This window comes from Paenibacillus sp. MMS18-CY102 (genome assembly GCF_009789195.1).
GTDB lineage: Bacteria > Bacillota > Bacilli > Paenibacillales > Paenibacillaceae > Paenibacillus_T.
This window is the reverse complement of sequence record NZ_WSTC01000005.1, coordinates 49,351-71,937: the sequence shown is the minus strand read 5'-3', so window position 1 is coordinate 71,937 and position 22,587 is coordinate 49,351. Positions and strand designations below refer to the sequence as shown.

Genomic DNA, 22,587 nt, shown 5'->3' with positions numbered 1-22,587 from the left:
ATAAGAAGGGCAGTGGAATCATTGAGTATTGATGCAAAACAAACAAGTATCGTAGCAGACATGGCGCTTGCGCCAGAAGGACATTTGAAAATCGATTGGGTTAGCGCACATATGCCGGTACTGAACCGGATTCGCGAGCAGTTCGAGAAAGACCAGCCGTTCAAAGGCCTGAAAGTAACGATCGCCCTCCACTTGGAAGCGAAAACGGCTTATTTGGCGAAGGTTGTTAAAGCCGGTGGAGCAGAAGTAACGATTACGGGCAGTAACCCGCTCTCTACGCAGGATGATGTCTGCGCGGCATTGGTCGAAGACGGCGTAACGGTATTTGCGAAATACAATCCAGAGCCTGCCGAGTACAAAGCGCTTATGCTCAAAGCACTCGATACGAAGCCAGACCTCATTATCGATGACGGCGGCGATCTCGTAACGATTCTTCACTCCGAACGCCAAGACCTGATCCCTAACATCCGTGGCGGCGCAGAAGAGACAACGACGGGCATTATTCGCCTGAAATCATTGGAGAAGGAAGGCGCTCTGCAATTCCCAATGGTTGCTGTTAACGATGCGTTCTGTAAACATTTGTTCGACAACCGTTATGGCACAGGCCAATCGGTATTTGATGGCATTAATCGTACGACGAACCTTGTTGTATCGGGCAAAACGGTTGTTGTCGTCGGCTATGGCTGGTGCGGCAAAGGCGTAGCGATGCGTGCAAAGGGCCTCGGCGCGAACGTTGTTGTAACCGAAATCGATGCAATCAAAGCGGTTGAAGCATACATGGACGGCTTCGCGGTTATGCCAATGATCGATGCGGCTAAGGTGGGAGACATCTTTGTAACGGTAACAGGCAACCGTGATGTTATCCGCGGCGAGCATTATGAAGTGATGAAAAACGGCGCTATCTTGTCCAATGCTGGCCACTTCGATATTGAAGTTAACAAGCCAGAACTTGAGGCGCTGTCGACGAATATTCGTACGGTACGCAAAAATATCGAGGAATACCAACTGAAGGACGGCCGCAGCATCTATCTGCTCGCAGAAGGGCGCCTGGTCAACCTTGCAGCTGGTGACGGGCATCCAGCTGAAATTATGGATATGACGTTCGCGTTGCAAGCATTGGCGCTTCGTTTCGTAAACGAACAATATGCGTCGTTGGGCAGCAAAGTGGCGAACGTGCCTTATCATCTCGATGAGCAAGTGGCTCGTTTGAAGCTGGAATCGCTTGGCATTGGCATTGATGCATTGACTGATGAGCAGAAGGCTTACTTGGAAAGCTGGAGCTCCCACGAGTAATCAAGACTATAGAAGTAGGACTTAAGACGGATCACCATTGGGCGATCCGTCTTTTTGTTGTGGCCTTCTACGTAATTAATGTTTTATCACATAAAATTTATGATTTAATCACGTTAGTTGAGAAGGAGTTTTATGATAGGTGGCGAATAAGTGTGACTTAGTGGTGAAAAGTGGGGCGATGTGGAGGACTTAGGGGGAGAGGTGGAGCGGTCGTGTTCATGGGTGAGCATCAACACAGCATTGACGACAAAGGCCGCATCATTATTCCGTCGAAGTTCCGGGAATCCCTTGGCGACACCTTCATCGTTACGCGAGGCCTTGATAACTGTTTGTTCGTGTATCCAAGAAGCGAGTGGAGTGTGCTTGAGCAGAAGCTTAAAGCGCTGCCGCTAATGAAGTCGGACGCTCGTGCGATTACGCGGTTCTTCTTCTCAGGGGCGACCGAATGCGAGCTGGATAAACAGGGAAGGGTAAATTTGCCGAAGCATCTTTGCGAGTACGCGAAGCTGGACAAGGAATGTGTCGTGCTAGGCGTTTCGAGCCGCGTGGAAATTTGGAGCAAGGAAACGTGGGCTGGCTATTATGAGCAGTCTGAGGAAGCATTTAATGAAATCGCCGAAAAGCTCGTCGATTTTGATATCAACTTTTAGATGATCAGCTAGAATAAACAGCAGGAATGGGAGGCCTACCGCGTGTTTCAACATGTTACAGTGCTCATGGAAGAGGCGATCGATGGATTAGCCGTTAAGCCGGATGGAATTTACGTCGACTGCACTCTAGGCGGTGCAGGCCACAGCTCGGGGATCGTATCCCGGCTAGGTGTTGGCGGTCGGTTGATCGCATTTGACCAGGATGATTGGGCGCACGATAATGCGCGTGTTAGACTCGCATCCAGCATGGATAAAGTCACGTTAATCAAAAGCAACTTCCGTTATCTAGAACAGCGTCTGCTCGAGTGTGAGGGCGTCCCGCAGAAGGATGGCGTTCCGCAAGTAGACGGCATATTGTTCGATCTCGGCGTATCTAGCCCGCAGCTTGACGAAGCGGAGCGTGGGTTTAGTTATAACCACGATGCACCGCTCGACATGCGGATGGACAGGGATATCGGGCTAACAGCAGGCGACATCGTCAATACATGGGACGAGCGCGACATCGCGCGCATTCTAATGGAATATGGCGAAGAGAAGTTTGCGCGCAAAATTGCACGGGAAATCGGTGCTGCAAGAGCGAAGGCGCTGATCGAAACGACAGGCGAGCTCGTCGAATTAATCAAAGCAGGCATTCCTGCTGCTGCACGCCGTACGGGCGGGCATCCGGCCAAGCGTACGTTCCAAGCGCTGCGCATCGCGGTGAACGATGAGCTTGATGCGGAAGAGGATGCTTTGGAGCAGGCGATACGGTGTTTGAAGCCTGGCGGCCGTGCATCCGTCATTACGTTCCACTCGCTGGAGGACAGGATTTGCAAGCAAACGTTTGCGAAGTACTTAGAAAAGTGCAGTTGTCCGCCAGATTTTCCGTTATGCGTATGCGGCGGGAAAGGCACGCTTAAGCTTGTGAACCGGAAGCCGATCGTTCCAAGCGATGAAGAGCTTGAGGTAAATCCTCGCGCCCGTTCAGCCAAGCTGCGTGTAGCAGAAAAGCTTTAATCTAATTTCGGACACAATGAATAAAACATATAGAGCATGTCGTCGATCCAGTTGAGCGGGATTTTAAAGGGGGGATCATCATGCCTTACACGAATGGGAACTTGGCATTGCAGCCCAAGCGTAAGCATGAACAACAGAAGCAGGTCGTCCGGGAAACGACACGTACGGTTGTTACGAAACGTACACTGCCAATGGGGGAAAAATTGAGGTATTTATTAACGATTGTTGGTGTTGTGCTCGTTCTATTTTTTATTGTTTTTCGTTATGCGGATGTGTATCAAATTAAATATGACACGAAAAAGATGGCCGATGAGCAATCGAAGCTAGCTACGGATATCCAAGAATTGCAGCAGCAAGTCGAGACGTTGAAGAGCCCTGATAATTTCAAAAAGCAGGCTGAGAAGCTAGGTTATTCTTTTCCGGCAGATGACAAAGGCAAAGAGATAACCGTTCGCAAAAAAAACACCGAGTCGGCGCAGACCGCTAGAAACTAGGTGACAAGATGAGAAAAAGAATACAATTGCGTGTGATCTTCATGATCGGAGGGTTCGTAACCCTCCTTTTTGTTATCCTCATTGGCCGCCTCTATTGGGTACAGGTAGTGAAAGCAGATTTCTGGCTAGGCAACGCAGAGGTGTATTGGTCGGCATCCGAGAAGCTCGTCGCCAAGCGCGGCGAGCTGCTGGACCGAAATGGCAATGTGCTGGCGATGGATGGAAAGTCGTATACGGTGGCCGTTAGCCCCAAGCAGCTAGACAAGCTAGGCATTTCAGACAAGGTATCTTCGAAGCTAGCGCAGTTGCTAGGCATGTCAGAATCAGATATGAGGGCGATTGCGACAGCAAAAAATAACGGTGTCTTATACCCGCAGAGAGAGGTTCGCCCAAAAGGTTGGAAGATAGACAAATTATTGGGTGATAAAATAGACGCTTACAAGTTGGAATTGCAAAAAGCGACGAAGAGCGTTGACGTTGGCATTTATTTGATCGATGAGACGAAACGCTATTATCCGAAAAACAGCATGGCTGCACAATTAATCGGATATGTGGATAAGGAAGGCGATGCAAAAACGGGTTTGGAGTCATTCTTTAACGATGAACTGAAGGGCGAGAATGGTTACCGAAAGTATCAGAAGGATGGAAACCGCATCCAACTGGACAGTGGGAAACTCGACTATAAACCTTCACGGGATGGCAAGAACGTAACGTTAACCATCGATTCTGAAATTCAGAATTATGTGGAGCAAGCGATTCAGAAGGCAAATGATACTTATCGGCCAAAGAGCATCACGGCTATTGCGGTTGATCCGAACACGATGGAGATTTTAGGTTTGGCGAATTTGCCGAGCGCGAATCCGAATGTGTATTGGACACAGGAGACGAGTGGCTTCTATAACCATGCGACTCGCTCCTTATATGAGCCGGGGTCAACGTTCAAAATCGTCACGCTGGCTGCTGCCGTACAAGAAGGGATATTTGATCCCAATGCTAGCTACATGTCTGGTCAGATCGATATCGGGCATCACGAAGTTATCAGGGACATCAAACGTGGCGGCTGGGGGTCAATCACTTATTTGGAAGGGCTGAAACGCTCCAGTAACGTTGCTTTCGTCCACCTTGGCTACGAGGGGCTTGGTGAGGAGAAGCTTCTTAGCTATATTACGAATTTCGGGTTTGGCGTAAAGACAGGTGTCGAAATGCCGGGGGAACTGGCTGGCAGAATTCGATTGCAATTTCCTCGGGACTACGCAAATGCAACGTTCGGGCAAGGGGTCTCGGTTACGTTGATCCAGCAGGTAGCTGCGGTTGCTGCTGTAGCTAACGGAGGCAAGCTGTTAAAGCCACAAATTATTAAGCAGATTGAAGACCCGATAACGGGAGCGGTTGAGGTGCGTAAAACTGAAGTCGTTCGGCAAGTCATTTCGCCGGAAACATCGCGCAAGGTGGGCGAGTACTTGGAGCAGGTCGTATCCGACAAGGATATTGGCACAGGCAAAAATGCTTATATCGAAGGCTATACGGTTGCCGGCAAGACGGGTACAGCGCAAAAATGGGATAATACATTAAAAGGCGGAATCGGAGCCTATTCCAATGAAAAGTATGTTATGTCGTTCATCGGCTACGCGCCGGTAGAAAATCCGAAAATTCTCGTTTACGTCGTTATCGATGAGCCGAACGATAAAGATGCAGGCGGCGGCAAAGCGGCAGCACCGGTATTCAAAGAAATCGTTCAGCAAAGCCTGCGCTATATGGGCGTGAAGCCGCAGTATCCGGATGGCGTTTCGGAAGAAGCGGTCGCAGCTGGCAAGTCGCCTACGATGACGATGCCGGATTACAGCGGAATGAATCTTGCGAATGCTAAGTCCAAGCTGGACAAAAACGGGTTGCAATACGAGGTTGCAGGCAAGGGGGCGACTGTGCTACAGCAAATCCCGAGCCCAGGGACGGTTATTTCCTTGTCCCAACGCGTCTATCTCATTACTGAGAAACGCGACCAACTCGCAGTGCCGAACATGGTTGGATCATCACTGCGGGATGCGATGGAAGTGAGCACGCTGCTAGATATTCGTACGGTTACCGAAGGGCAAGGATACGTGGTTTCGCAAACGATAACGAAACAGAATGGCGAACGTGTACTGAAACTCGTTCTGTCACCGGATGTAAAGGATATTCCTGCTGATAGCAAAACTGATGCTGATAACAAGGCATCTGGAGCGGAAAGCGATAAATCCAGCAAGCCCGGCAGTCCTTAACGGACGCGGGCTTGTTCTATTGCTCCCTTGTCCCGAATACGATTTTCGTAAGGTCGGGAGGAGGAGAACGATAGTGAAAGTATCGAATGTAACCGTGCGAAGGCGCATGTTTATCGCATTATTATGCGGCATTATCGCATTCGGGGGCTTAATTGTCCGACTAGCTTACGTGCAGCTCGTGAAGGGTGAAGATCTGTCAGCTAAAGCGGAAGATTCATGGCGCCGGGAAGTGCCGTTCACGCCTAAGCGGGGCGAAATTTTGGATCGGAACGGATCACGGCTTGCTTATAATATTAGCTCGCCGACCATTTGGGCGATTCCTGTTCAAATTAAGGACAAGGAAGGCACGGCCAAAGCGTTAGCGCCATTACTCGGCATGACGCCGGAGAAGCTGCTGCCGATGCTGAAGAAGAAAGAGACGAACGTTAAGTTACAGCCCGGCGGGCGTAAAGTGACATTAGAGAAAGCGCAGCAGATTCGAGCGCTTGCGCTGCCGGGCATCGTCATTGGCGAAGACAATAAGCGTTATTATCCTTATGGCAGTCTCGCTGCCCATGTGTTAGGCTTCACGGGCATTGATAATCAGGGTCTTACGGGAATTGAAGCAAAATATGACGAGAACCTGAAGGGGATTCCCGGCAACATTGCGTACCTATCAGACGCTGCCGGCAACCTGATGCCAGGTTCTGGCGATACGTACCATGCGCCGAAGGATGGGTTAAGCCTCCAGCTCACGCTAGACAAGCAAATTCAGACGATAATGGAGCGGGAACTGGACCAAGCGATGGCAAAGCTTCATCCGGATCACATTATTGCGATTGCGATGAACCCCAAAAATGGGGAAGTGCTTGGCATGTCCAGCCGGCCGACCTTCCAGCCAGACCAATACCGTAATGTCCCGACCGAAGTGTACAATCGTAACTTGCCGGTATGGATGACCTACGAGCCGGGCTCTACCTTCAAGATCATCACGCTTGCAGCGGCCATTGAAGAGAAGAAGGTCGATCTTAAGAACGAACGGTTCTTCGATCCTGGCGCTGTCGAAGTGGGCGGCGCACGGCTGCGCTGTTGGAAGAAGGGCGGGCATGGCAGCCAGTCATTCTTGGAAGTTGTGCAAAACTCGTGTAACCCCGGCTTCGTCGCCTTGGGCCAACGTTTAGGGAAAGAAACGCTATTCGATTATATTCGCAACTTCGGCTTCGGCAAGAAAACGGGCATCGATATTAGCGGAGAAGAGAACGGCATTCTGTTCAAGCTGAGCCGCGTAGGCCCGGTTGAGTTGGCGACAACCGCATTCGGCCAAGGCGTATCCGTAACGCCGATCCAACAGATTGCCGCTGTAGCGGCAGCCATCAATGGCGGAACCCTTTATAAACCTCATGTCGCCAAAGGCTGGATTAATCCAGATACAGGCGAGACGGTAGAATCGATTGATCCAGAAGCCGTACGCACCGTCATTAGCGAATCAACGTCTAAGCAGGTTCGTGAGGCACTTGAGAGCGTCGTAGCGCAAGGGACAGGCGGGAATGCGTTCATCGACGGGTATCGGGTTGGCGGCAAGACCGGTACGGCGCAAAAGGTTATTAACGGCCGTTATTCGCCGAATGAGCATATCGTATCGTTCGTAGGCTTCGCTCCTGCTGATGATCCACAGATCGTTGTCTACCTGGCGGTCGACAATCCGCAGGGCATTCAATTCGGCGGCGTCGTGGCAGCGCCAATCGTTCGCAATATTCTTGAAGATTCGCTTCATTATCTCGGCGTTCCGCCGCGCACGCAGCAGATTGATAAAGAATACAAGCTGGGCGAGAATAAAATTGTCACTGTACCGAATTTAATAGGCAAGACGGTAGCTGATATTTATGAAGACATGAATATGAACTTCAACTTAAGCACGGCTGGCACAGGCACAACGATCATCCGGCAGGCACCGGCTGCTGGCGCTCGTGTGGAGAAGGGATCGACCATCCGGATTTATCTCGGCAGTGAAGCGAGTTTAAGTGAAAGCGCCCAGCCGCATCAGCATGGAAACGGAGAACCGCCATCTGCCAGCCCGGAATGACTTTTGATTTGAATTTCGGTTCGAAACGCGCATAATAGTGTAATAACGAGACGGAGGGATGCTCATCATGATCATGACATTGAATGAAATCGCAAATTGGTTTGTTGCCGCAAAGCTAGAAGGCGACGGCAATGTACAAATAACCGGACTAGACAACGATTCTCGCTCCGTTCAGCCAGGTACATTATTTTTCTGTCTGCCCGGCCATAAAGTAGATGGGCATGACTTTGCAGCAGCAGCGGCGTCCAAGGGCGCTGCTGCGCTTATCGTTGAGCGCAAGCTAGACGTTGCTATTCCACAATTAATTGTGAAGGATTCGCGTTTGGCGATGGCGATCATCGCGGACCGCTTCTATGATCATCCAAGCCAAAAGCTTCGCCTAATCGGCGTGACGGGAACGAACGGCAAGACGACAACAACGTATTTGATTGAACGCATTCTATCGGACGCCGGGCAATCAGCTGGCGTAATCGGTACGATTGAAACGCGTTATGCGGGCAAGACGCTTCCGATGTCGGGCACGACGCCGGGAGCGCTGCAGCTCCAGCAGTATTTGGCCGCGATGGCGGATGCCGGCGTGGATAGCTGTGCAATGGAGGTATCCTCCCATGCGCTGGATCAAGGGCGAGTGTGGGGCTGCCGTTTCCGCATTGGCGTGTTTACGAACCTTACGCAAGACCATCTCGACTATCACGGGACCATGGAGCAGTATGCGGCGGCAAAATCACTGCTGTTTTCACGCCTTGGCAACACGTATAGCGAGGCGGAGGCAGAGCGCAGCTATGCGGTGTTGAATGCAGATGATGCAGCTTCAGAAACGTTTGCGAAAGCAGCAGCAGTTGAGGTTCTTACATATGGAATAGACCGTGAAGCGGATGTTCGCGCAAGCAACATTCGAATAACGTCGAGAGGCACGACATTCCGCTTGGAAACGTTCCGCGGCGGGGCTGATATTTCGATCCGGATGGTTGGCAAGTTCAATGTGTACAATGCGCTGGCTGCTACGTCGGTTGCATTGCTTGAGGGCATCAGCATAGAGGCGATCAAGCAAAGCCTTGAAGCTTTGCCAGGCGTTCCTGGCCGCGTGGAATCGGTAGATGCAGGGCAGCCATACGCTGTCATCGTCGATTATGCGCATACGCCGGATGGGCTGGAAAACGTGCTTCGCACCGTTAAGGAATTCGTAGAAGGCCGTATCATTTGTGTCTTCGGCTGTGGCGGTGACCGGGATCGGACGAAGCGCCCGATTATGGGAAGCATTGCAGCGAAGTATGCTGATGTATGTGTCATCACAAGCGATAACCCGCGATCAGAAAACCCGCATGCGATTTTGCTCGATGTAGAAGAAGGGCTGAAGGCGGATGGCATTGCATCTGATCGATATATGCTTATCGAAGACAGAAGGCATGCGATTGAAAAAGCGGTTGAAATGGCAAGCCCGGGCGATGTAGTATTGATTGCGGGGAAAGGCCACGAAACGTATCAAGAAATTGGGAAAGAAACATTTTCCTTCGATGACCGGCTCGTGGCGGAAGAAGCGATAAGGGGAACGAAATCGTGATAAGACGAAATTTAGGGCAAATCGCTCGAATGTGCGGAGGGACGCTGGCCAACGGGCAACGGGATGCACAAATTGCAATCAACGGCATAACGAAGGATTCCCGGGCAGTTGAGCCCGGCCAGTTATATGTGCCATTAATCGGAGAAAATTTCGACGGGCATGAATTTGCTGCACAGGCGTTAGCTGCTGGGGCGGCTGGATCGCTGTGGGAAGAGGGCTGTCCTGTACCGGACGAATTGGCGGAAGCGCCGCTTGTGCTAGTGCCGGACACGCTATCAGCTCTCCAACGGCTTGCTTCGGCTTACCGTGAAGAGCTTAACATCCGCATTATTGGAATTACAGGCAGCAATGGCAAAACAACAACGAAGGACCTGACTGCCGCTGTGCTTGGCACAATGTACCGTGTCCACAAGACAGCTGGCAATCTGAACAATCATATCGGCGTGCCGTTGACGATTCTCCAGCTTGATGAAACGGTCGAAATTGCGGTGCTTGAGATGGGCATGAGCGATTTTGGCGAAATTGAGCTGCTATCGACGATTGCTTCGCCAGATGCTGCAATCATTACGAACGTGGGCGATGCGCATATGCTGCAGCTTGGCTCGCGTGCGGGCATTGCGGAAGCGAAGCTTGAGATTGTAGCGGGACTGCTGCCAGGAGGCGCACTAGTATTTAATGGCGACGAGCCGCTGCTTCGGGAACGGCTTGCACAGATCGAACTGCCGGAAGGGACGGAGCTTGTGCCATTCGGCAATGCAGCGGATTGCCAATGGTCAGCAGCAAACGTCCAGATCGGCTCGGATTCATCTGCTTTCGATGCTGTGTCGGCGTTGCTGCCTGGCGAGGACGCTGAGCAACTGCGCGGCTTAACGCTGCCTGTGCCTGGTGTTCATAATGTGATGAACGCATTATCGGCAATTGCGGTTGCCTATCGGTTTGGCGTACCTGTGGCTAAGATCCGTGAAGGTCTGGCTACTGTTACGATGACGGGCATGCGCATTCAACCGGTGACTGCGTTTAATGGGGCGAAGATACTGAATGATGCTTATAACGCCAATCCTACCGCTGTGCGGGCAGCAGTCGACTTAGTCGCTGAGCTAGACAGCTATAGGAGGAAGTGGGTCGTGCTCGCTGACATGCTCGAACTAGGCCCGGAGGAAGCGGAGCTGCATCGTGGAATCGGGGCGTATGTGACGCCAGAAAAGGCAGATGCCGTACTCACATGGGGACCGCTTGCGCAATATATTGCAGATGGAGCAGCGGAGGCTTTCGCAGCTGCCGGCCGTGCGGACGATGTACGGCATTTTGAGGACAAAGAGCAATTAACAGCGTGGCTGCGAAGCCAGTTGCATGCCGATGATCTCGTGCTTGTGAAAGGCTCCCGTGGCATGCGTATGGAGCAGGTCGTCCAAGCTTTAGAGAATTGACGAGGGGGTGAGAATATGGACATTAAGGTCATTTTACTGACAATCGGAGCATCGTTTCTACTAGCGGTACTGTTCGGGCCTTTGTTCATTCCGCTCCTGCGTCGCCTGAAATTTGGGCAGCAGATTCGGACGGACGGCCCGCAAAGCCATTTGAAGAAACAAGGAACGCCTACAATGGGCGGGATTATTATTATGCTGGCTCTGCTGCTTGCCTTCTTGAAGTTTGCAGACAAAACAGCAGATTTCTGGGTACTGCTTGTCGCATCGCTCGGATTTGGACTAGTAGGCTTCTTAGATGATTATATTAAGATTGTATTCAAACGTTCGCTCGGCTTGACCGCTAGGCAGAAGCTAGCAGGCCAACTGTTGTTCAGCATCATCGTCTGCATTCTGTTTAATCGAATGGGCCACAGTACAGAAATAGGGGTTCCTGGAACTGACTTTTCCTTTGATCTTGGCTGGTTCTATTATGTCTTTGTCGTCATCATCATGTTTGCGACGAGCAACTCGGTCAATTTCACGGACGGCCTTGACGGGCTGCTTGCCGGCACAAGTGCAATCGCATTCGGCGCATTCACGATTCTCGCGTTAAGCGTAAGCGAGTATGAATCTGCGGTTTTCTCGGCTGCGATGGTAGGCGCTGTGCTTGGGTTCCTCGTGTTTAACGTACATCCAGCTAAGGTGTTTATGGGAGATGCAGGGTCATTGGGCATAGGCGGGGGACTAGCCGCAGTAGCTATGCTCACCAAGATGGAGCTCATTCTGATTGTCGTCGGCGGCGTGTTCGTCTTCGAGATGCTGTCGGTTATCATTCAAGTCGGATCGTTTAAACTGCGTGGGAAGCGGGTATTCAAAATGAGCCCAATTCACCACCACTTCGAACTGTCGGGCTGGTCTGAATGGCGAGTCGTCACGACGTTCTGGATTGTCGGCTTCATTCTAGCAGCTGTTGGTCTCGTCCTCGGCAACGTCTTTTAGAGGGATTGGAAATTACGAACGGATACCGAATAACGGCGCCGTCCTTTCGCTAGCCGAGAGGACGGCGAAGCCGTTTTCAGATGATCTTAAGAGTTGGATAGAGAGAGAGGTCTTTGGCTATGGAGCATCCGGCATCATACCGGAACCGGCGCGTGATCGTGCTCGGACTTGCAAGAAGCGGCGTTAGCGTAGCGAAAGTATTTCATGCGCTGGGCGCGAATGTAATCGTCAACGATATGAAGGAGCGGGAGCTAAGCCCAGAAGCAGGTGAGCTTGAAGCATTAGGCGTTACCGTTATTTGTGGCTATCACCCCGAAGACCTTGTAACGGCAGATACGGCTTTATTAGTGAAAAATCCAGGCATTCCTTATACTGCAAGCCCGATAAAACAGGCTGAAGCGCTCGAAATTGAAATTGTTACCGAAGTGGAGGTCGCGTACTTATTGTCGCCTGCCCCGATTATCGGGATCACAGGGTCTAACGGCAAGACGACGACAACGACTTGGATTGGCGAGCTGCTGCAAGCAGCTGGAATGAAGCCCATCGTGGCAGGGAATATTGGGACACCGCTATGTGAAGCAGCGCAGGAGGCTGATGCCGGCCATACGCTTGTTGCTGAGCTAAGCAGCTTTCAGCTTAAGGGCACAACGTCGTTTCGCCCGCATGTGGCGCTGCTGCTGAATGTTGTCGAGACGCATCTTGATTATCATGGCGGCATGGAAGATTACGTAGCCTCTAAGGCAAAGCTGTTCGCCAATCAGACTGCAGATGATATTGCGGTTCTTAACTGGGACGATGCTATCTGCCGTACGATTGCCGAGCAATTAAACAGCCAGCTGCTGCCATTCTCGTTAACGCAGCGTCTGGATAAAGGGCTTTATATTGAACCGCCCTATGAGATTGAACCTGAACAGCCCGAGGGCAATGCGCGTTCGGCTGCAGAGGATACCGCGTTTGAAGGATCTTCTCATACGCCAGTGCGCCATGTTGTTTATCGGGATGCGCAAGGCGTTACAACGAGCATCATTCCAGTTGATGAGCTAGGCATTCCGGGCAAGCATAATGCGGCGAATGCGATGGCAGCCATTGCAGCAGCCATTGCGTCAGGTGCTTCGATTGCTAAGCTGCAAGAGCCGCTGCGCGAGTTCCGAGGCGTCGAACACCGTCTTGAGTATGTATGTGAGCGCAATGGCGTCACGTATTACAACAATTCCAAGGCTACGAATCCAGCAGCTACGATTGTGGGGTTAAAGTCGTTCCCGTTAGATCGGATCATATTGATCGCTGGCGGGCTTGACCGCGGCTCTGATTACATGGAGCTCTTGCCATGGTTCGCACAGCTCAAAGCAGCGGTGACGCTCGGCGAAACGCGTGGCAAACTTGCACATGTGGCACAGCTGGCAGGTTTAACAGCAGTCGAAACGGTCGAACCTGAGGGTGACGCCGAAGCGACATTGCAAGAGGCGGTACGGCGTGCATCCGCGCTGGCCGAATCGGGCGATGTCGTGTTATTGTCGCCTGCATGCGCTAGTTGGGATATGTTCAAATCCTATGAGCAACGCGGGCGCATTTTTAAACAATCGGCGCATACCTTGTAATAGGGGGCATGTCCCTACTATTTACGGTTTAGAGGTGTCAGCGCGATGGCTAAAGCTCGGTCCGCCCCGGACGTATGGATGATTGGCTCGATTGTTTTGATTCTGACGATCGGCATTATTATGGTGTATAGCGCCAGCGCTGTACTCGCCTTTCATGATTTCGGCGATAAGTTCTACTACGTAAAGCGCCAAATGCTCTTTGCTGCACTGGGCATCGGCGCGATGATTTTTACGATGAATTTGGACTACACCATATGGAAACGTTGGGCGGGCATCGGCTTGCTCATCTGTTTTGGCTTGCTAATTATGGTGCTTATCCCCGGAATCGGCGTCGTTCGTGGCGGAGCCCGCAGCTGGCTTGGCATCAGCTCATTCGGCATACAGCCTTCTGAGTTTATGAAGCTTGCCATGGTCATGTTTCTAGCTCGCTGGCTGTCAGATAACCATCAGCAAATCACGCTGTTTAAGCGGGGACTGCTCCCGCCGCTCGCCTTTATGGGAACAGCTTTCGGGCTGATCATGCTGCAGCCGGATCTAGGTACAGGTGCGGTTATGGTCGGCGCCTCCTTGCTTATTATATATACAGCAGGTGCGAAGCTGTCCCATCTGGGCTCGCTTGCGCTTGTAGGTGTAGCAGGGCTTGTAGGGCTGATTGCCGTAGCTCCTTATCGGCTTCAGCGCATCACGGCTTTTCTAGATCCATGGCAAGATCCGCTTGGCGCTGGTTACCAATCGATTCAGTCGCTATATGCAGTAGGCCCTGGCGGGCTTATTGGGCTGGGGCTCGGGATGAGCCGCCAGAAGTACAATTATTTGCCTGAACCGCAGACGGACTTTATTTTCTCGATTCTTGCAGAAGAGCTAGGCTTTATTGGGGGCTCGCTTCTCATTGGGCTATTTCTGGTGCTTGTATGGCGTGGCATTCGGACGGCAATTGCTGCACCGGATACTTTTGGCAGCTTGCTGGCGGCAGGAATTATTGGCATCGTCGGCGTACAAGTACTCATTAACATCGGTGTCGTTATCGGCATGATGCCGGTAACAGGCATTACATTGCCGCTAGTCAGCTATGGCGGCTCATCGCTCACGCTGCTTCTAACGGCGCTTGGCATTTTATTAAATATATCCCGTTATTCGAGGTGACTCATATATGCGTATTGTTTTGACCGGCGGAGGGACGGGCGGGCATATTTATCCGGCCGTCGCCATCGGGCGGCAAGCACAGGAGCAATCGCCGGGAACAGAGCTGCTGTACATCGGCACGACACGAGGGCTGGAAAGCCGCATTGTGCCTAAGCTTGGCATTCGGTTCGAAGCGGTTGAGATTACAGGGTTCAAGCGGAAGCTTTCCTTCGACAATGTGAAAACGGTTATCCGTTTCCTAAAAGGCGTTAAGCGTGCGAAGCGGCTGTTAAGGGAGTTTAAGCCTGATGTGGTCGTTGGCACAGGCGGGTATGTGTGTGGCCCTGTCGTATATGCGGCAGCGAAGCTAGGCATTCCTACGCTTATCCATGAACAAAACGTTATTCCAGGCATAACGAACCAATTTTTAGCGCGGTACACGGATTCCGTAGCGGTAAGCTTTCCGGATTCGGAGCGCCATTTTGCCAAAGCAAAGCGTACCTTCTACGCAGGCAATCCGTGTGCTACGAATGTGATGCGCGCGGAACCGGGCAAAGGCATCGCATCTCTTGGCTTAAAAGCGGGCAGCCGGATCGTTCTCGTCTTTGGCGGAAGCCGCGGCGCGAAGGCGATAAATGAAGCAATGCTTGATATGGCGCCGCAGCTTCATAAGCTGCCGGGCGTTCATTTTGTGTTTGTGCCCGGCGAGGTGTATTACGAGGATGTGAAACAGCGTGCCGAGCAGATGCAAGCATATCAATCCGGCCAGCTGCATGTTGTTTCCTATTTGCATAATATGCCAGATGTACTAGCTGCGTCGCAGCTGGTCGTAAGCCGGGCTGGCGCTTCTACGATAGCGGAGATGACGGCGCTTGGCGTGCCTTCCATCCTTATTCCTTCGCCTAATGTGACGAACAATCACCAGGAGGCGAACGCTAGAAGCCTCGTAGAAGCAGGTGCTGCTATGATGGTACTGGAGAGGGAGCTGAGCGGAACCCGATTATTCGAAGCTGTCTCCGCATTGTTAAGCGACGATAGGCGCCTCACGGATACAGGGAAAGCTGCTTTAACGCTCGGCATGCCTGATTCTGCTGTTACGATCGTTGATGAATTGAAGCGATTAAGCAAGAAAAAGTAAACATAACTTGAACCGTGACTGGCCATTTAGGCGTTTGTCACACTCCATGAGCCGGGGGCATAGGATACGTTATAAATCGCGACCGTCACCCATCGGGACGATTTTACGATATCTGAAGCGTCCGGCGGCGCCGTGTCTACGCCTTGGTGAAGGATACGGTTCAATTGACAGAAGGGGAGGTACGACTTGATGGAAGCCATATTGGCGGAACTACAACGGAACGATTGGGGTCAGGTTCTGTTGCAGGAGCCGCTTGCAAAGCATACAACTTGGAAAATCGGCGGTCCAGCCGATTGTCTCATTATCCCACGTGGAAAAGACCAGCTAGTATCGACCATCCTGCTGCTGAAGGAACATGGCATCCCGTGGACCAGTCTGGGACGCGGCTCGAATATGCTCGTAGCTGACAAAGGCATTCGAGGCGTTGTGATCAAGACTGGTGCAGGGCTGGACTACGCGCGCTTCGAAGGCGCTACGGTCGTTGCAGGGGCTGGATATTCGTTCATCAAACTGGCGGTCATGGCCGGCAAGGAAGGGCTGACCGGGCTGGAATTCGCGGGGGGGATTCCAGGAACGGTTGGCGGTGCCGTCTATATGAACGCTGGCGCGCTGGGGTCGGATGTGTCGCGCATTTTCAAATCGGCTGTCATTGTTCGGGAGACAGGGGAATTGGTAACTTACGGTCTGGAGGACATGGCGTTCACGTACCGGCATTCTATTCTGCATGAGGAGCGGGGAATCGTTGTCGAAGCGACGTTCGAGCTGGCGGAGGGCAACCGTTCGGAGATCGAATCGGTTATGGCTGCCAACAAAGAACGCAGATTGAATACGCAGCCGCTGCAGCTTGCTAGCTGCGGCAGCGTGTTCCGTAATCCGGCAGGTGATTTTGCTGCAAGGCTCATTCAGGAAGCGGGATTGAAAGGCCTACGTGTTGGCGCCGCCGAAGTATCGCAGCAGCATGCCAATTTTATTGTCAACACAGGGCAAGCGAAAGCCGAAGACGTCCTCACCTTAATGGCGCAAATTAAGCGCACCGTCAAAGATCGCTACGGCATCGATCTGGTGCCGGAAGTATTGGTGGTGGGTGAGCGGTAATTCGGAGGTGATACATTGGACAAATTGGTGATTGAAGGCGGGAAACCTCTCTCAGGAACCATTGCGATCCAAGGAGCGAAAAACGCCGCTTTGCCTATATTGGCTGCTAGCATGCTAGTTTGCGGTACCGTTACGATCGATTCTGTGCCGAAGCTGCTCGATATCGAAGTGATGCTAAACATCCTTCGTGAACTCGGGTGCAAGGCCGATCATATCGGGGATACGGTCGTTCTCGACACGACGCTGGCGCATTCGCCGCACGTGCCTGAGACGCTCATGCGCCAAATGCGTTCTTCGATTTTCTTAATGGGACCGCTGCTCGCACGTTTCGGCGAAGTTCATGTCTATCAGCCAGGCGGCTGCGCAATTGGCGAACGCAAGATTGATTTGCATTTGACTGGATTGCAAGCGCTTGGCGCTACGATTATGGAATCGGGCAACCGGATTATTTGCAAGGCTGATAAGCTTACAGGGGCAGAGGTGAACCTGAGCTTCCCGAGTGTAGGGGCGACGGAGAACATCATGATGGCCGCTGTGCTCGCCGAAGGCCGGACAACGATCAGCAACGCAGCGAGAGAACCTGAAATTCAGGATTTGCAAAATTACTTGAATGCAATGGGAGCAAGAATAATCGGAGCTGGCACGGATACCATTACGATCGAAGGCGTCGAATCGCTCACGCCTTGCCGTTATAAGGTGATTCCGGACCGGATCGTAACGGGTACGTTAATGGTAGCGGCTGCGGCAACCCGCGGGCATGTCGTTCTCCAGAATACGAATCCAGCCCATGTCTCGTCTCTCATTCATGTATTGCGCCGAGCCGGTGTTCAGATTACAGCTGACGATGATATAATTAAAGTTAACAGCATCGCACGGCCCAAGGCGATCGAGCGAATCGTTACCTCGCCATACCCAGCGTTTCCTACCGATCTGCAATCTTTGGTTATGGTGCTCCTGACGTTAGCGGATGGCGTTAGTATTATGAAAGAAACGATATTCGAAGGCCGCTTCAAGCATGTGGGCGAACTGTCGCGCATGGGTGCGGATATTCGAGTCGATATGAATGCTGCGTTTATCCGCGGCGTGTCAAGGCTGTACGGAGCGACTGTGGAAGCGACGGACTTGCGGGCAGGTGCTGCGCTTGTTGTCGCAGGTTTGGCTGCACAAGGAAGGACCGTCGTAGAGCAGGTGCACCATATCGATCGCGGATATGACCAAATCGAGCACATGCTTACCAGGCTTGGGGCCCGAATTAGCCGCTATACGCCGGTTCCAGATGATCGTGCCGTACCGAATGGTTAATGCTGTAAGACGCCGGCGCTCGCAACATTTGCGAGGGCCGGATGCTTTTGACGAAAGTAGGGACAAGCATGAAGCAACCGATGCCCGTGCTGCGGGAACCACAACGCAAACTTCGCAGCAGCCGCAAGCTAAAGATCATTCTTTTGCTCTTATTTATCGTGGTATTGTCGGTCTTGTTTTTTAACTCATCAATTAGTGAAGTGTCAACGGTAACGATTGACGGCGAGCGTTTCGTGCCGAAGGATGCAATCAGCAAAACGGCTGGCGTTTCAACTGGCGATGCCTTCTTCGGTTTTACGGAGCGTTCGATTGAACGAAAGCTTCTTGCGAATCCTGCGATTGAACAGGCGGAAGTAACGAAGAAGTTTCCTGGAGATGTTCATATTCATATTCAGGAGTTTCCAGCTGTTGGCTACGAGCTAACGCCTCAGGGACAGATGACCGCGATCCTGTCTAACGGCATAGGAATTACAGCGACTAAGGGCGAATTTGTTGTCGACAAGCCGCTGCTGTCGGGCTGGAAATCGAATGACCCTGTAAAATTAGCGCTCTCCAAAGTGCTAGCAGCTATTCCTGTACAGCAGCTCTCCGATATTTCCGAGATTCGCCCTGATCCTTCTAAGGCGTACCCAGACCGCATTCGCTTGTATACGCGCACGCGCTTTGAAGTCATTACAGCTGTTTCCGTATTCGCGGACAAACTTGAAACGCTCAATGCTGTGACCGAAACCCAACCGCCCGGTAAAGTGACGATGCTTTTGGCAGATACGTATGAGCCCTATGAACCGGATTCTACAGAAAACTTGGAAACTACTGAAAAAGAGTCTACTCAATAGCTACAAACGATGGTAGAATTTTAGTTATGGATTCTGGAGCTAGTGTAGTTTGTTGATAGCCGAAACGTTGCGATGATTGGCCTTTCTTTTGCTGGAAATTGGAAGCCGCTAAGAGGCCGAAAATTTTGTAGAAAAAAGAGGAAAGCCGTCAATTATGTTGAATATGTAGATTGTTAAGGACTGAAATTCATACTTTTCGTTGGGAATGGAGGTGCCGCACGATGAGCAACAGCGATATCATCGTTAGTTTGGACATCGGTACATCCAAAGTTCGTGCTATTATTGGTGAAGTGACGAATGGAGCCATTAATATTATTGGAGTTGGATCTGCCGACTCGGAAGGAATCCGGAAGGGTGCTATCGTCGACATCGATCAGACGGTAAGGTCGATTCGCAGTGCGATCGATCATGCTGAGCGGATGGTCGGCATTCAAATAAGCGAAGTATTTGTTGGCATCCAGGGCAGTCACATTGCACTGCAAACGAACCATGGTGTAGTCGCCGTATCGAACGAGGATCGCGAGATTGGCGAGGAAGATATTGAACGTGTCATGCAGGCGGCGCAGGTCGTTGCGCTACCGCCTGAGCGTGAAATTATCGATGTTGTACCTAGGCAATTTTTGGTAGATGGTCTGGAGGGAATTTCTGACCCGCGCGGAATGATTGGCGTTCGGCTTGAGGTAGAGGCTACGATTGTAACGGGAACCAAAACTTCCTTACATAACTTAGCTCGTTGCGTTGAGAAAGCGGAACTGCATACATCTGGCCGAATCTTAATGTCTCTTGCATCAGGTTCGATGTCGCTGACGAAGGACGAGAAGGTTATGGGCACGGCACTGATCGAGATCGGTGCAGGCTCAACGACAATCGCGATTTTCGAGGGCGGTGGACTCGTTGCAACATCTACGTTGCCAGTAGGCGGCGAGCATGTGACGAACGATATTTCGTACGGCTTGCGGACGCATACGGAGCAGGCGGAGAAGATTAAGCTTAAATTCGGATGTGCGCTCGTCTCAGACGCAGCTGAGGACCAGAAGTTCAAAGTGATGCGAATGGGCAGCAATGTCGAAAAAGAATTTTCTCAAGTGGATTTGGCTAATATTATTGAGCCGCGCATGCAAGAAATTTTCCATTTGGTTAGGCAAGAAGTTAGGCGCCTCGGTTTTGGCGACAAGGTAAACGGTTATGTGTTAACAGGCGGTGCGGTATCATTGCCGGGCACGCTTAGCTTAGCGCAACATGAACTGGAATCCTCGGTACGCATTGCCGTGCCTGACTTTATCGGTGTTCGTGACCCGGCTTTCAACAGCGGAGTAGGAATGCTGCAATATGTGCTGAAAAATACGCGCAGGGGAAGCACGACGCCTGTTGTGAAGAAAACGGCAAGCCGCAAAGCAAAAACGCCTGCCGCAGCATCGCCGAAACCCGGAATGTTCGAGCGACTCAAAAATTATTTCAGCGAATTCATTTGATCGGGGGAAACGGAGATGTTGGAGTTCGATATGGATATGGAACAACTAGCACAAATTAAAGTCATCGGCGTAGGCGGCGGCGGTAGCAACGCAGTAAACCGAATGATTGAGAACGGTGTCAAGGGTGTAGAGTTTATTACGGTGAATACAGATGCACAAGCTCTTCACCTTGCACACTCGGAACATAAGCTTCAAATTGGGGACAAGCTCACCCGGGGCCTTGGCGCTGGCGCAAACCCTGATGTAGGCAAGAAAGCAGCCGAAGAGTCCCGCGAACTGATCAGCAACACGCTAAAAGGCGCGGACATGGTATTCGTAACTGCAGGCATGGGCGGCGGTACGGGTACGGGAGCTGCTCCAGTCATCGCTGAAATCGCACGCGAGTGCGGTGCGTTGACCGTCGGTGTTGTTACGCGCCCGTTCACGTTTGAAGGCCGTAAGCGTTCGGGACAAGCCGAGCATGGCATCGAAGCGTTGAAAGAAAAGGTCGACACGCTGATCGTTATTCCGAATGATCGGTTGCTCGAGATCGTTGACAAGAAAACGCCAATGCTCGAAGCTTTCCGTGTAGCAGATACTGTATTGCTTCAAGCAGTTCAGGGCATTTCCGATCTGATTGCTGTTCCGGGTCTCATCAACCTCGACTTCGCAGATGTTAAGACAATTATGACGGAGCGCGGTTCCGCGCTGATGGGCATCGGCACGGCAACCGGAGAAAATCGCGCAGCTGAAGCTGCTCGTAAAGCGATTATGAGTCCGCTGCTTGAGACGTCGATTGACGGCGCACGCGGCGTAATCATGAATATTACGGGCGGAGCGAATCTGTCACTCTATGAAGTGAACGAAGCGGCAGAGATCGTAATCGCAGCTTGTGATCCAGAAGTTAATATGATCTTCGGTGCAATTATTGACGAAGACCTCAAAGAAGAAATTAAAGTGACAGTCATTGCGACTGGATTCGAGCATAAAGGCATGCCTGAACCAGTGCGCCGTCCTAGCCAACCGACATCAGAATCGACGGAATCGCGCAGTACGACTTCAACTGCAGCGTCGAACCTGAAATCATTTGGCGCAACGACGTCAAGCGACCAGCTTGATATCCCCGCATTTTTGCGTAATCGCCCACGCGGTGATCGCTAATCCACCCATAGGCTAGTTGCTTAGAACCGCTCACCGGCATTGGTGGGCGGTTTTTTTGCGTTATGGGGGAGGCTTCAATGCTCGACAAAAAAAGAGCGTCTGGGGCGTCATGAATAGACAGACATCGAAATACGATTATCCTATACTAGTCTCAATCGTTCCTACCGGATACGGACGTACGGCCGTACAGCAGGAACCGGCGGGCAGGTGAACGTCCTGGCGATTTACGTTGACGTCTTATTCATGAAAGAGTTGTTGATTGACGGAGCACTGCTGCTCGTCACTGCTTGGGTCAGGGGCATTCGCGCTGTCTGGTATCGAATACTAGGAGCGGGCGCTATCGGCGCCCTATACGTCGCTCTGTTGTTAGTTCCGCCGTTGTCGTTTCTTTACACATTCGCGTTTAAATTTGGCATTTCGTTAGTTATGTTGCTCGTTGCATTTGGTTTTGGCGGATTGCGCGCTTACGGCCGCAATTTAGCGGCATTTTATGCAGTTAATTTCATTGCAGCAGGTGCCGTGCTAGGTTTCTATTATCTCATCATGCAGCAAGGCTCATTGGCGTTATGGCAAGGGCTTCAGTTCATTGAAGGTGGCGTACGGACAGAGTTTAAGACAGGATTTATATTTGTTGGGTCAACAGCTTGTGTAGGGCTATATATCGCTCGCTCGGTTGTCGTACAGCGCCGTGAGAAAGCGCTTATACGAGCCCATGTCGCTCAGGTCAAGGTCACGATTGAGGATCGGGAATATGAATGTGAAGGTCTCATTGATACGGGCAACCAGTTGTATGATCCGCTGACACGGACGCCGGTGACCATCATCGAAGCGTCGCTGCTGGAAGCGGATTTGCCGTCTACATGGCTCAAGCGAATTCAGGAGTCTGAGGTTGATAAGTTGATCGTCGGTGATTCAGAAGAAACATTCGTCTGGCAGGACCGGCTACGGCTGGTGCCTTACCGGGGCGTGAACCGCGGAACGCAGTTTATGCTCGCACTGAAGCCAGATGCCGTTACGGTACAGTTCAATGGGGAAACCATCGTCACCCGAAAAGCTTTGGTCGGCCTTGATGGCGGACAACTGTCATCGGATCGGGCTTATCGGGCAGTCATCCATCCGTCCATGGCGGAGAGGAGCGGCGGAGCGTAACGGCGTATTTCATCTA

18 protein-coding genes are annotated in these 22,587 nt (G+C 51.7%); all 18 read left to right on the top strand.

What is annotated here, in order from left to right; all coding sequences use genetic code 11:
* The first annotated feature begins 21 nt into the window (after positions 1–21).
* The 18 genes from GON22_RS05055 (at position 22) to spoIIGA (ending at position 22,571) form a co-directional block, all read left to right on the top strand.
* A complete protein-coding gene (locus GON22_RS05055; RefSeq protein WP_202113095.1) occupies positions 22–1,293 on the top strand; it encodes an adenosylhomocysteinase in 1,272 nt (423 codons plus the stop codon).
* 212 nt (positions 1,294–1,505) lie between these two features.
* Complete coding sequence (gene mraZ, locus GON22_RS05050) at positions 1,506–1,943, top strand: division/cell wall cluster transcriptional repressor MraZ (RefSeq protein ID WP_160395024.1); 438 nt, start codon at positions 1,506–1,508, stop codon at positions 1,941–1,943.
* Positions 1,944–1,985: 42 nt separating this feature from the next.
* Positions 1,986–2,939, top strand: a complete 954-nt coding sequence (rsmH, locus tag GON22_RS05045) for a 16S rRNA (cytosine(1402)-N(4))-methyltransferase RsmH (RefSeq protein WP_160395023.1) — start codon at positions 1,986–1,988, stop codon at positions 2,937–2,939.
* An 80-nt stretch (positions 2,940–3,019) separates the two neighbouring features.
* Entirely contained in the window at positions 3,020–3,433 is a 414-nt protein-coding gene (locus GON22_RS05040) for a septum formation initiator family protein (protein ID WP_160395022.1), read from the top strand.
* An 8-nt stretch (positions 3,434–3,441) separates the two neighbouring features.
* The gene (locus tag GON22_RS05035; protein ID WP_160395021.1) at positions 3,442–5,691 is read left to right on the top strand and encodes a penicillin-binding transpeptidase domain-containing protein; all 2,250 of its coding nucleotides are present in this window, start codon (positions 3,442–3,444) and stop codon (positions 5,689–5,691) included.
* A gap of 73 nt (positions 5,692–5,764) precedes the next feature.
* Positions 5,765–7,753: a stage V sporulation protein D gene (locus tag GON22_RS05030; protein ID WP_160395020.1), complete on the top strand. Its 1,989-nt coding sequence runs from the start codon at positions 5,765–5,767 to the stop codon at positions 7,751–7,753.
* A 73-nt stretch (positions 7,754–7,826) separates the two neighbouring features.
* Positions 7,827–9,314: a UDP-N-acetylmuramoyl-L-alanyl-D-glutamate--2,6-diaminopimelate ligase gene (locus tag GON22_RS05025; protein ID WP_160395131.1), complete on the top strand. Its 1,488-nt coding sequence runs from the start codon at positions 7,827–7,829 to the stop codon at positions 9,312–9,314.
* Positions 9,311–10,741, top strand: coding sequence for a UDP-N-acetylmuramoyl-tripeptide--D-alanyl-D-alanine ligase (locus tag GON22_RS05020; RefSeq protein WP_160395019.1), 1,431 nt, complete (start codon positions 9,311–9,313; stop codon positions 10,739–10,741). Before GON22_RS05025 ends, GON22_RS05020 begins: the two co-directional genes overlap by 4 nt.
* A 15-nt stretch (positions 10,742–10,756) precedes the next feature.
* Positions 10,757–11,719 (top strand): phospho-N-acetylmuramoyl-pentapeptide-transferase, encoded by a 963-nt coding sequence (gene mraY, locus GON22_RS05015; RefSeq protein ID WP_160395018.1) that lies wholly within the window; start codon positions 10,757–10,759, stop codon positions 11,717–11,719.
* 119 nt (positions 11,720–11,838) lie between these two features.
* Complete coding sequence (gene murD / locus GON22_RS05010; protein WP_160395017.1) at positions 11,839–13,317, top strand: UDP-N-acetylmuramoyl-L-alanine--D-glutamate ligase; 1,479 nt, start codon at positions 11,839–11,841, stop codon at positions 13,315–13,317.
* A 45-nt stretch (positions 13,318–13,362) separates the two neighbouring features.
* On the top strand, positions 13,363–14,460 hold the full coding sequence (spoVE, locus tag GON22_RS05005; protein ID WP_160395016.1) for a stage V sporulation protein E: 1,098 nt from the start codon (positions 13,363–13,365) through the stop codon (positions 14,458–14,460).
* Positions 14,461–14,467: 7 nt separating this feature from the next.
* Entirely contained in the window at positions 14,468–15,577 is a 1,110-nt protein-coding gene (gene murG / locus GON22_RS05000) for an undecaprenyldiphospho-muramoylpentapeptide beta-N-acetylglucosaminyltransferase (RefSeq protein ID WP_160395015.1), read from the top strand.
* Between the two features lie 189 nt (positions 15,578–15,766).
* On the top strand, positions 15,767–16,672 hold the full coding sequence (gene murB / locus GON22_RS04995) for a UDP-N-acetylmuramate dehydrogenase (RefSeq protein ID WP_160395014.1): 906 nt from the start codon (positions 15,767–15,769) through the stop codon (positions 16,670–16,672).
* 15 nt (positions 16,673–16,687) lie between these two features.
* Positions 16,688–17,974 carry a UDP-N-acetylglucosamine 1-carboxyvinyltransferase gene (murA, locus tag GON22_RS04990; RefSeq protein ID WP_160395013.1) on the top strand — a complete coding sequence of 429 codons (1,287 nt, stop codon included), beginning with the start codon at positions 16,688–16,690 and terminating at the stop codon, positions 17,972–17,974.
* Positions 17,975–18,042: 68 nt separating this feature from the next.
* Positions 18,043–18,810, top strand: coding sequence for a cell division protein FtsQ/DivIB (locus GON22_RS04985; RefSeq protein WP_160395012.1), 768 nt, complete (start codon positions 18,043–18,045; stop codon positions 18,808–18,810).
* 221 nt (positions 18,811–19,031) lie between these two features.
* Positions 19,032–20,282: a cell division protein FtsA gene (ftsA, locus tag GON22_RS04980; protein ID WP_160395011.1), complete on the top strand. Its 1,251-nt coding sequence runs from the start codon at positions 19,032–19,034 to the stop codon at positions 20,280–20,282.
* A 15-nt stretch (positions 20,283–20,297) separates the two neighbouring features.
* Positions 20,298–21,422: a cell division protein FtsZ gene (gene ftsZ / locus GON22_RS04975; protein ID WP_160395010.1), complete on the top strand. Its 1,125-nt coding sequence runs from the start codon at positions 20,298–20,300 to the stop codon at positions 21,420–21,422.
* 207 nt (positions 21,423–21,629) lie between these two features.
* The gene (gene spoIIGA / locus GON22_RS04970; protein WP_160395009.1) at positions 21,630–22,571 is read left to right on the top strand and encodes a sigma-E processing peptidase SpoIIGA; all 942 of its coding nucleotides are present in this window, start codon (positions 21,630–21,632) and stop codon (positions 22,569–22,571) included.
* Positions 22,572–22,587: the final 16 nt, after the last annotated feature.